12 protein-coding genes and 1 riboswitch are annotated in these 14,327 nt (G+C 37.0%); of the genes, 8 read left to right on the forward strand and 4 right to left on the reverse strand.

The genetic code is table 11. The features are described 5' to 3' along the window. Positions 1-61: 61 nt before the first annotated feature. A riboswitch (Lysine riboswitch) is annotated at positions 62-245 on the reverse strand. A gap of 200 nt (positions 246-445) precedes the next feature. Together racE and PSR14_RS05140 are read left to right on the forward strand one after the other, a co-directional pair. Next, positions 446-1,276 carry a glutamate racemase gene (gene racE, locus PSR14_RS05135; protein ID WP_061536321.1) on the forward strand — a complete coding sequence of 277 codons (831 nt, stop codon included), beginning with the start codon at positions 446-448 and terminating at the stop codon, positions 1,274-1,276. A 112-nt stretch (positions 1,277-1,388) separates the two neighbouring features. After that, entirely contained in the window at positions 1,389-2,474 is a 1,086-nt protein-coding gene (locus PSR14_RS05140) for a DUF3626 domain-containing protein (protein WP_074533142.1), read from the forward strand. A gap of 77 nt (positions 2,475-2,551) precedes the next feature. Here PSR14_RS05140 and gapN read toward each other — a convergent pair whose 3' ends face one another. After that, a complete protein-coding gene (gene gapN / locus PSR14_RS05145; protein ID WP_000213632.1) occupies positions 2,552-3,991 on the reverse strand; it encodes an NADP-dependent glyceraldehyde-3-phosphate dehydrogenase in 1,440 nt (479 codons plus the stop codon). A 590-nt stretch (positions 3,992-4,581) separates the two neighbouring features. Here gapN and PSR14_RS05150 point away from each other — a divergent pair. The 5 genes from PSR14_RS05150 to PSR14_RS05170 all read left to right on the forward strand — a co-directional run bounded on the left by PSR14_RS05150 (position 4,582) and on the right by PSR14_RS05170 (position 10,856). Then, positions 4,582-6,342: an ABC transporter ATP-binding protein gene (locus tag PSR14_RS05150; protein ID WP_098487617.1), complete on the forward strand. Its 1,761-nt coding sequence runs from the start codon at positions 4,582-4,584 to the stop codon at positions 6,340-6,342. Next, positions 6,339-8,339, forward strand: coding sequence for an ABC transporter ATP-binding protein (locus PSR14_RS05155; protein WP_406644163.1), 2,001 nt, complete (start codon positions 6,339-6,341; stop codon positions 8,337-8,339). The genes PSR14_RS05150 and PSR14_RS05155 overlap by 4 nt, the downstream gene beginning before the upstream one ends. A gap of 271 nt (positions 8,340-8,610) precedes the next feature. After that, complete coding sequence (locus tag PSR14_RS05160; protein WP_000732854.1) at positions 8,611-9,408, forward strand: amino acid ABC transporter substrate-binding protein; 798 nt, start codon at positions 8,611-8,613, stop codon at positions 9,406-9,408. After that, entirely contained in the window at positions 9,395-10,093 is a 699-nt protein-coding gene (locus tag PSR14_RS05165) for an amino acid ABC transporter permease (protein WP_002170323.1), read from the forward strand. Before PSR14_RS05160 ends, PSR14_RS05165 begins: the two co-directional genes overlap by 14 nt. 28 nt (positions 10,094-10,121) lie before the next feature. After that, entirely contained in the window at positions 10,122-10,856 is a 735-nt protein-coding gene (locus PSR14_RS05170) for an amino acid ABC transporter ATP-binding protein (RefSeq protein WP_000623602.1), read from the forward strand. A 51-nt stretch (positions 10,857-10,907) separates the two neighbouring features. Here PSR14_RS05170 and sasP read toward each other — a convergent pair whose 3' ends face one another. Continuing rightward, positions 10,908-11,111 carry a small acid-soluble spore protein, SasP family gene (sasP, locus tag PSR14_RS05175; RefSeq protein ID WP_000013338.1) on the reverse strand — a complete coding sequence of 68 codons (204 nt, stop codon included), beginning with the start codon at positions 11,109-11,111 and terminating at the stop codon, positions 10,908-10,910. A gap of 355 nt (positions 11,112-11,466) precedes the next feature. On the opposite strand from sasP, the gene PSR14_RS05180 reads away from it, so the two are divergent. After that, positions 11,467-11,712: a hypothetical protein gene (locus PSR14_RS05180; protein WP_000510467.1), complete on the forward strand. Its 246-nt coding sequence runs from the start codon at positions 11,467-11,469 to the stop codon at positions 11,710-11,712. Positions 11,713-11,728: 16 nt separating this feature from the next. Here PSR14_RS05180 and PSR14_RS05185 read toward each other — a convergent pair whose 3' ends face one another. Beyond that, entirely contained in the window at positions 11,729-13,189 is a 1,461-nt protein-coding gene (locus PSR14_RS05185) for a YheC/YheD family protein (protein WP_000658075.1), read from the reverse strand. Positions 13,190-13,209: 20 nt separating this feature from the next. Beyond that, positions 13,210-14,262 carry a YheC/YheD family protein gene (locus PSR14_RS05190; RefSeq protein ID WP_000242722.1) on the reverse strand — a complete coding sequence of 351 codons (1,053 nt, stop codon included), beginning with the start codon at positions 14,260-14,262 and terminating at the stop codon, positions 13,210-13,212. Positions 14,263-14,327: the final 65 nt, after the last annotated feature.

Below are 14,327 nucleotides of genomic sequence, written 5' to 3' on the forward strand. Positions count from 1 at the left end.
ACAAAAAAAGCACGTAATTTGCCGCTACATGCTTTCCATCTTATAAGAAACCCACGACATACCTCTCGATAGCTCTCCACAAACGAAACGTTTGTGACAGTTCTGCACTTATTAAGTAGCAGACCCAGCAAGCGTGCATGGTGGACACGGGCTTACTTCGGCAATCATTCCTTTCTCATTCGTTCATCAATGCCACTACATCTCCTGAAATGATACTCTTAATGACTGCAACCTCTACCTCACCGAGATACGAATGAGGATTTAAATATTAATTTAACGTATTTAAGAGTAACAAATGAATTTTTATACGTCAATGGATATAATAATAATCAGATTATAGAGAAGAGTTTGTGATTAAAAGTAAGAGGGATTATTATGTAATATTGAATTTTCATAATATAATAAATGTTGTTGGCGCTAGATGATTGAAAAGGGGATGAAGTATATGTCTGTATGTCATAAACATTCAGTAATAGGTGTGTTAGATTCGGGAGTTGGGGGATTAACAGTTGCGAGCGAAATTATAAGACAATTGCCTAAAGAGAGCATTTATTATATTGGTGATAATGAGCGTTGTCCGTATGGGCCAAGAAGTGTAGAAGAGGTACAATCTTTCGTATTTGAAATGGTTGAGTTCCTCAAACAGTTTCCGTTAAAAGCTCTAGTTGTAGCATGTAATACTGCTGCAGCTGCTGCATTGACTGCGCTGCAAGAAGCACTTTCTATTCCGGTTATTGGCGTTATCCATCCAGGAGCAAGAGCGGCAATTAAAGTGACAAAGAAAGGAAAAATCGGAGTAATTGGAACTGTAGGTACGATAAAATCTAATATGTACGAAAAAGCATTGCATGAGCTTGATACATATTTGAAAGTGCATAGTCATGCGTGCCCGACCTTAGCTACAGTTGTAGAAAATCAATTAGAAGATACAGCATATGTAACCGAGCAAGTGAAACAAGCTTTACTGCCATTAACGAAAGAAGATATAGATACGTTAATTCTTGGGTGTACACATTATCCACTTTTAGAGTCTTATATTAAAAAGGAACTAGGAGAGGATGTAACGATTATTAGTTCTGCAGAAGAAACAGCGATAGAGTTAAGCACAATTTTACAGCACAAAGGAATTTTGTCTGACAATCTGAATCCTGAGCATCGATTTTTTACAACAGGCTCTGCCTTATCATTTGAACATATTGCTGAGCGTTGGCTAGGATATCACATTTCTGTAGAATGTGTGGATTTACCCGTAAAGAATGCTCGCATCTGTAATTAGACTGTATGAAAGTACTTTTTGTTCAATACACTAGGTTAGTTGCATAAGAAGGAAAAAATGCACTTTTAATTGAAAGGATTAAGGTCATTTCAATTAAAGGGGAGATTGGATTATGGAATTATCAAGGTCTCAATTATTTGCTTTAGAGTATATTTCAAAATATGCAGAGAACGAAAAACGTGAGGCGAAAGCAACAATTAATCATATACTTAACATGTGTAATATTACAGATGAAATATTTGAAGAAGCTGTGGCTAACTTAAAATCTCATGCAAGGATCGCTTTACACTTTCATCCAGACAGACTCGATTCGAGTATGAAAAGTGTTGCTGAAGCATTGTTTGAGCAAGGAATATATAAAAGTCAGTTTGAAACATTGCTATCTAACGGAAGCGTATCTGCTTATCCTGGCGGTGAACGTGACCTTTGGGAACAGAGAATATTTGGAGGAGCATATCAATTGGAAGGTGTAACGAATGATCAACGGCCAAAGTATGGGGCGCTAAATTTGATGTTACATCCAGATGGGCCGGCTCCGCGTTTTGGATCATGTTATTTTCTCTTATCTCCAAAAGTTTCTTCTCGCTCTACATATACGTATTTAGATTCGCATCAAGATCCAAAAGAAAAGGGGACTTATGAGGAGTTTGATATGATTTTAGCTGCTCTTTTGGAAGAGACATTCGTAAGAGAGTGTGCAATTGGTGAAGGGAATTTGACTCCAACAAGATTAGTTAATCATTTACTGGCTAACATGGAAAGGCCGTTTATAGATTTAGTAAGCAAAGAGCCAGCCCGTAATCTTAATCATTATATTGAAGCGCAAGTTCATGGAGAGATTTCTCTTAAAGAAGACGTGGAAGCTCTTGTTGTAGATCCTTCATTTAAGGGGACGGATGTAGGAAGAACTTTAGAAGAAATTTGCCTGAAGTATGCTATTGATTTGTATTGGCACATGGGTTTTGTACTGCCGGTAGACGAAGTTCCAATGGATTTTAGAGGTTCCAAAATGCCATCTTTGGCAAGACGTATTGCACGACATAATTGTATCGATGCAAATATAATCGGTTCTGCTGTAGCGGATTTGAAACACAATCCATTATCTTGGAGTGATCGTGGAACTTATGAGGAAGTGCTTCAAGAATTAAAATTATTATGGCATGTTTTAGTTCGGTTTGGAAAACCAAATCGGAAGTAGAACGAAATACTCTGTTTTTTGGAAGTATATATAGAAAAGAAGCTGATCTAAAACTAGATCAGCTTCTTTGTATAAGATTAAACTAAGTTTAATACAGTTACTTTTTCACGTGTCATAGACTCAAGGCTCTTACGAATACCTTGTGCGCCCATACCTGAACCTTTTACACCGATGAATGGGAAGTGGTCAGGACCGCGCTCTGTGCGTCCGTTAATTTGAACAGAACCAGTTTCGATTTTGTTAGCAATTGCAAATGCTTTGTTAATGTCTTTAGTGAAGACACTTGCTTGCAGACCGAACTCTGATTTGTTAGCAATTTCAATTGCTTGCTCATCTGAAGAAACACGAATGATTGGAAGGATTGGGCCAAATGGCTCTTCCCAAGCAACTTTCATTTCTTCTGTTACGTGGTCGATTAATGTTGGATAAATTAAGTTACGCTCACGTTTATTACCGATAACGATTGTTGCACCTTTTTCCACAGCGTCGTCAACTAAACCTTGAACGAAGTCAGCAGATTTATCGTCGATTAATGGAACGATTGTGCTGTCTTGTTCTGGAGATCCAACTGATAGGTTAGCTACTTGCTCTTTTAATAAGCCAACAAGCTCGTCTGCTACGTTTTCGTGTACAAGTACACGTTTAATAGCTGTACAACGTTGACCAGAGTAAGAGAATGCACCGCTTACGATATGGTTTGCAGCATCTTGTAAGTCAGCATCTTCACGAACGATACCAGGGTCTTTACCACCAAGTTCTAATACAAGTGGAATCATTGAAGCTTTTTTCGCTAAATGTTTACCTGTGTTTGTACCACCTGTGAACGATACCATATTGATGCCTTCGTGTTCTACTAAGTAGTCACCAATTACAGAACCACGTCCTGTCGCTACGTTTACAAGACCTTTTGGAAGGCCAGCTTTATGAAGTGCTTCCACCATTTTAATACCGCTAATTGCACCTTGAGTTGCTGGTTTGAAAATAACAGCGTTACCCATAATTAATGCTGGTGCAAGTTTTGCAGCAGATAAGTTTACTGGGTAGTTAAATGGTGCGATTGCTAATACAACACCAAGTGGTGCGCGTTGGATAATCGCAAGTTTTGATTTTGTACCGCCCGGGAAGCTATCGCCCATCATGCTTTCCCCGTGCATATGTAAAGCTTCTTCAATCGTATAACGAATGAAATCAGCTGTACGAACAACTTCTTTCTTCGCATCTTTATATCCTTTACCGACTTCTTTCATAATGATATCGGCAATTTCATCCTGCATATTTACGAGCTCATCAGCCCATTTATATAAATACTTTGCGCGATCTTGTAGAGAAGCTTCCGCCCATGATTTTTGAGCTTCCTTTGCAGATGCAATTGCTTCATCTACTTCTCCGCGAGTAATTGCTTGTACTTGTCCAATTACTTCGTGTAAGTATGGAGATGGAATTTCAATCGTTTCTCCTGAAGAGCTTTCTCTCCATTCTCCATTTAAATAAAATTTGTACGTATTGCTAGTTGTCATGATTAGTCCTCCTAAAATAGCAACTTGTAAGAGTGAGTATAAGGTGATTGTATGGGGTTTGATAACATTTTTCAAATGAAATATTTGTGAAAACGATTTCTTATGAAGTTTTTATTTTGTATGCCCTTTCTTACAGAACATTCCCTTATTTCGAAATGATGGATCATATGTTTTTATTCAATTTGTAAAAAAAACAATTGACAGAATACTCAATAAAGTTATAAGATTATAAATGGAAAATAAATGAAGGGGGTGTGCGTAATGATTGTAATCGTAAATGTAATGGGTTTAGCTCTGTTAAATGGCAGAAAACATTTATATCATTACGCAACCCGTGCGGATATATAGGGCATTTTTGTCTTATAAAAAGCGTACGTTGCGTATATCGTAACGTACGCTTTTATGCATTTTTGTGCATATCGTCAAGCGGCGGTATGCTTTTTTTTGTTTATTTTCCATGTTACTAAATAAAACTTTGGAAGGTGGAAAAATGTGATGAGATTGTATGGGTTACGAAATGTAAATGTAATGGGTCTGGATAGCGGATAAAGAAATGAGAGATAAACGAGAACGAGAAGGGAGAGATTACATTGTTTTCAGTATTACTAAAGTTAAAGTGGTTTTTTAAGGAGCACTGGAAGAGATATAGTATCGCCATTGGAGCTCTTTTAATTGTGAATATAGTTGAAGTTATTCCCCCGAAAGTGTTAGGGGTTACGATAGATAATATAAAAACAGGAACGTTATCGAACGAAGCTATTATACAGTCTATTCTTATTTTAATTGGGGTTACGATAGTTGGGTATGGCCTCACTTTCGTATGGCAACATCAATTGTTTGGCGGTGCATTCGTGCTTGAGAAAACAATGCGCTCTAAATTTATGGGGCATTTACTTAAGATGACGCCGACTTTTTATCAAAAAAATCGTACTGGTGATTTAATGGCGAGAGCGACAAATGATTTAAAAGCAATCGCTATGACAGCTGGTTTCGGTATATTAACGCTCGTTGATTCGAGTTTATATATGCTTACGATTGTCTTTATGATGGGATTTACAATTAGTTGGGAGCTTACATTTGCGGCACTTATACCGCTTCCAATTATGGCGTATGCGATGAATATATATGGAAAGAAATTGCATGAAAGATTTACAGTTGCGCAAGATGCGTTCGGTGATATGAACGATAAAGTATTAGAATCGATTGCTGGCGTGCGTGTTATTCGTGCGTATGTACAAGAGAATGTAGATCAGGAAAGATTTCATCAATTAGGAGATGACGTCTACGAAAAGAATATGAAAGTAGCTAGAATTGATGCACTATTCCAGCCAACTGTGAAAATGCTTGTCGGTCTTAGTTATTTAATTGGTTTAGTGTATGGCGCATATCTTGTATTTCAATCAAAGGTGACACTTGGTGAACTTGTTTCCTTTAACGTGTATTTAGGGATGATGATTTGGCCGATGTTTGCAATTGGTGAATTAATCAATGTTATGCAAAGAGGCAATGCGTCACTCGACCGTGTAAATGAAACGTTAGCGTATGAACCAGATGTAAAGGATCCGAAACATCCAAAGCTTGTACAAGAGCCGGATTATATTCAGTTTGATGATGTTACCTTTTCATATCCTTCATCAACTGAAACAAATTTAAAAAAGGTTTCGTTTACATTAAAACAAGGGGAAACGCTTGGTGTTGTTGGAAAAACAGGAAGCGGAAAAACGACGCTCGTACGTCAGCTTCTTCGCCAATATCCGCTTGGAGATGGAGCTATTGCAGTCTCTGATGTGACGTTAGATCAAATGACAAATGAAAATGTGCTTGGGTGGATTGGTTATGTACCGCAGGAACATATTTTATTCTCAAAAACAGCGAGGGAAAATATTTTATTCGGAAATAGGGAAGCGACGGAAGAGGAACTCGAGAAAGCGATTGAAATTGCAGCGTTTAAAAAAGACTTAGAGTTTTTACCAGAAGGGTTAGAAACGCTCGTCGGAGAGAAAGGTGTTTCCTTATCAGGAGGGCAAAAACAAAGGATTTCGATTGCACGAGCTGTTATTCAAAATCCGGAAATATTAATTTTAGATGATTCTTTATCAGCTGTTGATGCTCGTACGGAAGCAGCGATCATTGAAAATATAAGAACAGAGAGAAGCGGAAAGACGACGATTATTACGACGCACCGTTTATCTGCCGTACAACATGCGGATTGGATTCTCGTGATGGATGAAGGAGAAGTAATAGAAGAAGGTACGCATGATCAGCTTATTCAAAAGGGAGGCTGGTATGCGGAACAGTTTGAAAGACAACAAGGAGAAAGTGAAAGTGCGGATAGTGGGGTGAAAATATGAGCGTTTCAAAACGATTGTTTCAATACGCAATGAAAGTAAAAGGGACGATTTTTGCAGCGATGCTAATGTTATTTATTTTCGTCATCGCAGAGCTTGCTGGTCCTTTCGTCGCGAAAACGATGATTGACGATCATATCGTTGGAATAGAGAAGCCTTGGTATGAAACAGAAAAGAGTGAAGAGGCTGTTTCGTATAATGGCGCCTTTTATAAGCGAAGCGATCGCTTCCAGGAAGGTGAGAAAAAAGGAAAAGAAGTACGCGTGATGCAAGTCGGTTTTCAATATTACTTTGTACCGAATAAAGTAAATCTAGAAGGGTCACGGACTGTAAAAGGTGATATGATTACCCTTCAAAATGGTAAGGCGGTGCAAGTGTATAAAGCGAAAGCATTGACGAAAGAAGAAGTGTTTTCGTTTTATAAACCAGAAATAAACCGTCTATTATTACTTGGTGGTGGATACTTCGCTTTATTAGTAGTCGTATCATTGTTTGCATACGGAAAGCAGTTTTTCTTACAGAAGGCAGCGAACAAAATTATTCAAATTATGAGGGAAGATGTCTTTTCTCATATTCAAACGTTGCCGATTCGTTATTTTGATCATTTACCAGCAGGGAAAATTGTGTCGCGTGTAACGAATGATACAGAGGCTATTCGTGATTTATATGTAACGGTGCTTGCAACATTCGTTTCAAGTATCATCTATATTATTGGGATATTCGCTGCGCTATTTTTACTTGATGTAAAATTGGCGACGTTATGTTTACTCATCATCCCAATTTTAATTGTTTGGGCTATTTTATATAGAAAGTACGCGTCTGTATACAATCATAAAATGCATTCGCGTTTATCTGATATTAACGGAACAGTGAATGAATCCATTCAAGGGATGCCAATTATTCAAGCGTTCCGTCAAGAGCGTGAAACGAAAAAAGAATTTGAAGAATTAAATGGCGATTATTTTAAGTATCAAAATAAAATTTTAAATTTAAATGCAGCAACTTCGCATAACTTAGTAGGTGTATTAAGAAATATCGCTTTCACAGGAGTAATTTGGTATTTCGGCGGTGCTTCATTAAGTGCTACAGGCGTCATTTCTCTAGGGATACTATATGCGTTCGTTGATTATTTAACACGATTATTCTCACCGATTACAAATATGGTGAATCAGCTTGCTAACTTAGAACAATCGCGCGTTGCATCAGAACGTGTTTTTGAATTATTAGAGGAAAAAGGGGAAGCGGTAGAAGAAGAACGTATACCTCGCATACAAGGAAATGTGAAGTTTGATAATGTGTCGTTTTCTTATAATGGAAAAGATGAAGTGTTAAAAAATATTTCATTTGAAGCGAAACAAGGCGAGACAGTCGCACTTGTCGGTCATACTGGCTCAGGAAAAAGTTCCATTATGAATGTACTCTTTCAGTTTTACGAGTTTGAAAAAGGAAAGCTTACAATTGACGGTCATGACGTAAAAGAGATGCCGAAACAAGCAACTCGTGAACATATGGGAATTGTACTGCAAGATCCATTTTTATTTAGCGGAACAGTAGCATCTAATGTTAGTTTAGAAAATGAAAATATTTCAAAAGAGCGCATCGTAAAAGCATTGCGTGATGTAGGTGCTGAAAGATTTGCGAACAATATAAATGAAGAAATTACGGAGAAAGGAAGTACACTTTCAACCGGAGAACGTCAGCTTATATCGTTTGCTAGGGCGCTCGCTTTTGACCCAGCCATTTTAATATTAGATGAAGCGACATCTAGTATCGATACAGAAACAGAGGCGATGATTCAACAAGCGCTAGAAGTTGTGAAAAAAGGAAGAACGACATTTATTATTGCCCACCGTCTTTCAACAATTAAAAGTGCAGATCAAATTATCGTGCTGGATAGAGGGACGATTTTAGAAAAAGGGTCTCATGATGAATTAATGAAAAAGCGCGGGCGTTATTACGATATGTACAAAACGCAAATGGAAGGGAATCAGAGCGCTTAATAGGTATGGGGAGGAACTTGTGATTTTCACAAGTTCTTTTTTAGTGAATCACGGCAATTAAATAAGAAGTATTATTTTACCTTTCGTACAATAAATGCTATATTAAAAAATGTTACTTATTTTTTGTATGTAGCATTGTTTTTCCTTTTTGTTTGATTATGAAGAAAAAGGATAAACTAAATAAGAACATTTTCATTGAAAAATTGTTCAAGATTGCATACAATCAATATAGTTTTTAAATTCCTATCAGAATACTTGGAGGATTACCATCATGAAGAAATTATTTTCAGTACTTGCAGTAACTACATTAGCGATCGGGATTGTAGCCGGCTGCGGTAAAGAAGAGAAAAAAGATACAGCTAGTCAAGACGCGTTACAAAAGATTAAACAAAGCGGTGAACTTGTAATTGGTACAGAAGGTACATACCCACCATTTACGTTCCACGATTCAAGCAATAAATTAACTGGATTTGACGTTGAACTATCAGAAGAAGTTGCAAAACGTTTAGGTGTAAAACCTGTATTTAAAGAAACGCAATGGGATAGCTTACTTGCTGGTTTAGATGCAAAACGTTTCGATATGGTTGCAAACGAAGTTGGTATTCGTGAAGATCGTCAAAAGAAATACGACTTCTCTAAACCCTACATTTCATCTTCAGCGGCATTAGTTATCGCAAAAGATAAAGATAAACCTGCTACATTTGCTGATGTAAAAGGATTAAAAGGAGCACAATCTTTAACAAGTAACTATGCAGATATCGCTAAGAAAAATGGTGCGGAAATCGTTGGTGTAGAAGGATTTAGCCAAGCAGCAGAACTATTAGCTTCAGGGCGCGTTGATTTCACAATCAATGATAAATTATCAGTGTTAAATTATTTAGAAACGAAAAAAGATGCGAAAATTAAAATTGTAGATACAGAAAAAGAAGCTTCAGAAAGTGGATTCTTATTCCGTAAAGGTAGCACTAAGCTTGTACAAGAAGTAGATAAAGCGTTAGAAGATATGAAAAAAGACGGTACGTATGACAAAATAACGAAAAAATGGTTTGGTGAAAATGTATCTAAGTAGTGCATTGATTTCAGATCGATTGTCTACTTGGATGGATATTATGCAGACTTCCTTCATGCCTATGCTGAAGGAAGCTGTTTTTACGACAATTCCATTAACGCTTATTACATTTATTATCGGTCTTATACTGGCAACGTTAACGGCGCTTGCACGTATTTCAGGTAGTCGTATTTTACAATGGATTGCTCGTATCTATGTATCTATCATTCGCGGAACGCCACTTCTTGTACAGTTATTTATTATTTTCTATGGTCTGCCAACTCTTAATATTGAAGTTGAGCCATATACAGCAGCAGTTGTTGGATTTTCATTAAATGTCGGTGCGTATGCATCTGAAATTATTCGTGCTTCTATCCTTTCCATTCCGAAAGGGCAGTGGGAAGCAGCTTACACAATTGGAATGACATATCCGCAAGCGTTAAAACGTGTTATTTTACCGCAAGCAACGCGCGTATCAATTCCGCCGCTTTCGAATACATTTATTAGCTTAGTGAAAGATACTTCATTAGCATCGTTAATTTTAGTAACAGAAATGTTCCGAAAAGCGCAGGAAATTGCGGCAATGAACTATGAGTTTTTAATTGTTTATTTTGAAGCAGGTCTTATTTATTGGGTTATTTGTTTCTTATTATCAATCGTACAACAGATGTTAGAAAAGCGTTCAGAACGCTATACATTAAAATAATCCTTTTACAAAAGGAGTTTTTGTTTTTATGATTTCAATTCAGCACTTACAAAAAAGTTTCGGAGATAATACCGTACTAAAGCATATAGATTTAACAGTTGAGAAGGGCGAGGTTGTTGTTATTATCGGGCCGTCTGGATCTGGTAAAACGACATTCCTGCGTTGCCTTAACGTATTAGAAACGCCAAACGCTGGTCATATTCGTATCGGTAATAAAGAGCTTAACTTCTCTCAAAAAGTAACGAAGAAAGATATTGTCAACCTTCGTACGCAAACAGGTATGGTATTCCAGCACCATAATCTATTCCCGCATTTAACAGCACTTCAAAATGTAATGGAAGGGCTCGTTACAGTGAAAAAGATGGGGAAAGAAGAAGCGAAGAAAAAAGCAAACTATTTCCTTGAAAAAGTTGGTTTAGCAGATAAAGTGGATTTATATCCGTTCCAATTATCAGGCGGACAACAACAGCGCGTTGGAATTGCTCGCGCGCTTGCAATGGAACCAGAAGTGTTACTATTTGATGAGCCGACGTCAGCGCTTGATCCTGAACTCGTTCAAGAAGTTCTGAAAGTAATGAAAGAACTTGCTAAAGAAGGTATGACGATGGTCATTGTAACGCACGAAATGCGTTTTGCACATCAAATTGCGAACCGTGTTATTTTCATGGATGGCGGTGTCGTTGTCGAACAAGGTACACCAGAAGAAGTATTTACAAATCCAAAAGAAGAACGTACGAAGAAGTTTTTACAAATGTTGCAATAAATGAAGGAAGGTCTCAAGGCATATGCCTTGAGACCTTTTTGCCATATATATTTATTTGTGGAATCCGCCAAGGCTTTGCTCAGCCATTGCAACTAGACGTTTTGTGATTTCGCCACCAACAGAACCGTTAGCACGAGCTGTAGAATCTGCTCCTAATTGTACACCAAATTCTTGAGCGATTTCGTACTTCATTTGGTCGATTGCAGCTGTTGCTCCTGGTACTACTAATTGATTTGAAGAATTTTGGTTTGCCATAGGAATATATCCTCCTTAGAGTTATAAAAATTTTTTGGTTGGACTAGCTGGAGTTGAACCAGATTATCGCCCCGTTTGGCGCTAATCCATCGGTAATTAAGTTTGTACTCATAGTATGGATGTTACCTAGAAAGATATACGAAATAATAATTTGTAAATTTTGTAAAAAAATCTTAGTGATTTCGTAAATTATGAAATAAGAGTAATCGTTTTATTTTTTAGAAAGAAGGTAAAACTAAGAGCGATATGAAATATATTTTTCTTTTTGTATCCTGCTATTTTGAGGTAAATGTAAGTGAGAAAGGGGCAAGCCGCTCCTATACGTAGCTAGATACAATTATATGGAGGAATCGTGATGGGAATTTGCCCGCTTTGCAACGCATTAGAATCACAAACATATTCTTGTCAAAATTGCCAAAGTATACTCCAAGATTATGGGAAGGCTGTAGATTACATAGACGATTATAGTGCGTATATGGACCAAGAATTATTAAGTGCAGTAGATGGATTGACACATAATAATTCAAATGAATATTGCAATCATATTTTTTATTGCGGAGTATGTAACGTGGAAACAGAGTTTGTAGTAAAACTTGTGTAAATAGAAAACTTCCACCTTATGAATGAGGTGGAAGTTTTTGTTTTTGTATTTGTGAGTGAATCATAGGAGACGGAATATGCTCGTTGTTTGAGGAAGTCTCTGATTTTATTTGAGACATTTTTTCTTTTGTATCGCGCAAAGAGTGTTCAGTTAAGTAGATGGCATATTCGTAAAATAATTGGCGCGTTAGTTCACTCTGTTCTTTTAACTTGGCATCTTGGAATACAGTTCGCCCTGGTTTAGAGTTTGCTTCAAAGAGCCACGGGTTTTCCTGCGTGTCTAAACCGATATCAAAACCGATTTCTCCAATATTTCCGGTTACTTGTTCATCGAGTGCGTAACTAATTTGTAAGGCTGTATGTTTTAATTTATTTTCAATTTGAATTTGTTTCGTTGAATCAGGAAAAAGTTCTTGTAGCAATTTCGTATCGCCACCGCTATTTACATGCGTTGTTAAGCTACCTTTGCCAGCAATTTTTGCGACGATTGCACTGACCATCCATTGGCCGAAATGATTTTTATTTGTATGAATGCGGAAATCAACAGGCTGCCCATCGAAGCGTAGCAAGGAGATACCTTGTTGTACGATAAACTTTTTTAAATCATGTCCTTTTAACACATGGTTCAGAAGCGTTTCTAATGATTGGTACTTTCTTAGTTTATTTTCTTCATTTTCGCGATAACGACAGTAGTAGCAATTCTCTGCTTGAGAATAAAATAGTTGATGAATATTTCTACCGAAGCTACCATGAATCGGTTTCATATAAATGGATTTATACGTTCCGAGAAATCGTTCCACTTGTTCGAAGTGCTGAAATGTTTCTGTGTTTGGTAATAACGGCATGATGGATTCATCTTTCATAAGAAGTTGATGTACTTCCCATTTATTAAAAAACCCTGGGTTAAACCAAGGAATAGCATAGTCATGCTCTAGCTTTCTTTTTGCTCTTACGATCGGTTTATAATTTTCGGCTTTCCGATTTGGTAATCGATCGTAAATGACATTCGGTAAAGGGACTTTTTTCTTTATCCACTTTTCCTCTTGAAAGAAATACCCTTCAATTGTTTCGTCTTCCCAGTCTATATGTTGCACACCAAAAACGAATACAAATGGTCGTAAGGTGAATGGTGGCGTTAGTAACTCGCCAAGAGAAGTTGAACGGTTCCCTAAAGGATTAGAAGCGTCATCGTTAAAACCAGTTGTGAAAATCCCGATTAATGGTCCGAAAATAATCGTTTCATTTTGTGTGAATGCATGGATAGTAGTGGAATGAGGCAGTAAAAGTTTCTCTGCAATTTGTTTTCCAATAATGATTTCGCGAGTAAAGGAATAATGAATTTTTACCTCTTCACTTGCAACATGGCGTAGGCCGAAGGAAAGGGATGTAATTGGTGGTGTGATGGAAAAAATATAAGGTAAAGTAATACTATTTGGATGTTCATCTGAAATATTTAACGTATATATGTGCTCTTTCAAAATAGACTTACCCCCTTTCTTTATGGTGTAAAGCGACTAAATTGTAATGGTCCGTGATATATTTTTTCGGCTAATGAATCACTATGGCGAATGTAATGTTCGTACGGGGGAATCGTGTTGACATACATAAGCCAAATTGCCCCTTTTTGATCCATAATAGTGGAAAGCTCTAGCTCGAATAATGAAGAATAAGATGCATCTAGCGTTTGAAACACTTCATTTATAATGTCTTGTAAAGCGTCTTGTAACAATTGTACACCGGTACTAGATAGTACGTATTTAATTTTTGAAAATGCATGCAGCGAGGAATCATCGGTTGCCGATAGTAAAAGTTGATTCGGAAATGAACTTTTTTGTATAAACTGACCGATAACGTTCCACTTCTGTTCTTTATTTTTTTGTAAAATGGTTCGAATATGGAGTGGGTATGTTAATTGATTTGGAGGTTGCAGCATTGTATGCGTGATGTAACGTGCTGATCGTATATGAGATTTGTACCAAGATATAAATTCATCAGTTCGTTTAATTGGAGTAGAAGTATGGTAAGCATCATTTATCGTATCAACATGAAACGTTTTATTTTTATAAACGACCCGGTACAAACTTTCATTGGAATGTGCGTTAGTAGGACGTATAATAATATCTTTTGTTTTTAATAACAGTTTGAAAATGTTGTGTATCGTTGCTATTTCAAATTTTGGTATATAAGGAGATAATTTTTTATTCGTGAGAAATACATCATGTAGTTCGCTTAAGTCAATGAGTGTGTTATTTAAAAAGGTAGTGGAAGCACGGTTGTGTAATGAGCGAATAATTGACTTTGCTTTTTCGACGTTTGTTTCCTCGTTAAAAGAAGAACGATCGTATATATAAGAAGGAATAGGGAATATTTGCTCTTTCCATTTTCCTGTATCTGTATCATAAATCAGACCAGAAATAAGATCTGTTTTAGGGTCAATACCAAACGGCGTAAACTGGGCCACGACATTATGATAAAGCCGAGCGCGTTTAGCGATTTCGGTGTAATACGTTTGCTCATAATGAGGCTGAGAAGTTAAAATACCGAGAACCAACGAAATCACTCCTTTACTAACAAAATGTTGGCATAATAGGCGAAGCTATATATTGCAAATACGTT

The sequence above is a fragment of the Bacillus sp. A01H genome, assembly GCF_045277205.1.
Lineage (GTDB): Bacteria > Bacillota > Bacilli > Bacillales > Bacillaceae_G > Bacillus_A > Bacillus_A paranthracis.

Excerpts from the sequence above, each read along its gene's own strand:
- racE (WP_061536321.1), top strand. The coding sequence starts at position 446 with ATGTCTGTATGTCATAAACATTCAGTAATAGGTGTGTTAGATTCGGGA.
- PSR14_RS05170 (WP_000623602.1), top strand. The coding sequence starts at position 10,122 with ATGATTTCAATTCAGCACTTACAAAAAAGTTTCGGAGATAATACCGTA.
- sasP (WP_000013338.1), bottom strand. The coding sequence starts at position 11,111 with ATGGCAAACCAAAATTCTTCAAATCAATTAGTAGTACCAGGAGCAACA.
- gapN (WP_000213632.1), bottom strand. The coding sequence starts at position 3,991 with ATGACAACTAGCAATACGTACAAATTTTATTTAAATGGAGAATGGAGA.
- PSR14_RS05160 (WP_000732854.1), top strand. The coding sequence starts at position 8,611 with ATGAAGAAATTATTTTCAGTACTTGCAGTAACTACATTAGCGATCGGG.
- PSR14_RS05140 (WP_074533142.1), top strand. The coding sequence starts at position 1,389 with ATGGAATTATCAAGGTCTCAATTATTTGCTTTAGAGTATATTTCAAAA.
- PSR14_RS05155 (WP_406644163.1), top strand. The coding sequence starts at position 6,339 with ATGAGCGTTTCAAAACGATTGTTTCAATACGCAATGAAAGTAAAAGGG.
- PSR14_RS05180 (WP_000510467.1), top strand. The coding sequence starts at position 11,467 with ATGGGAATTTGCCCGCTTTGCAACGCATTAGAATCACAAACATATTCT.
- PSR14_RS05165 (WP_002170323.1), top strand. The coding sequence starts at position 9,395 with ATGTATCTAAGTAGTGCATTGATTTCAGATCGATTGTCTACTTGGATG.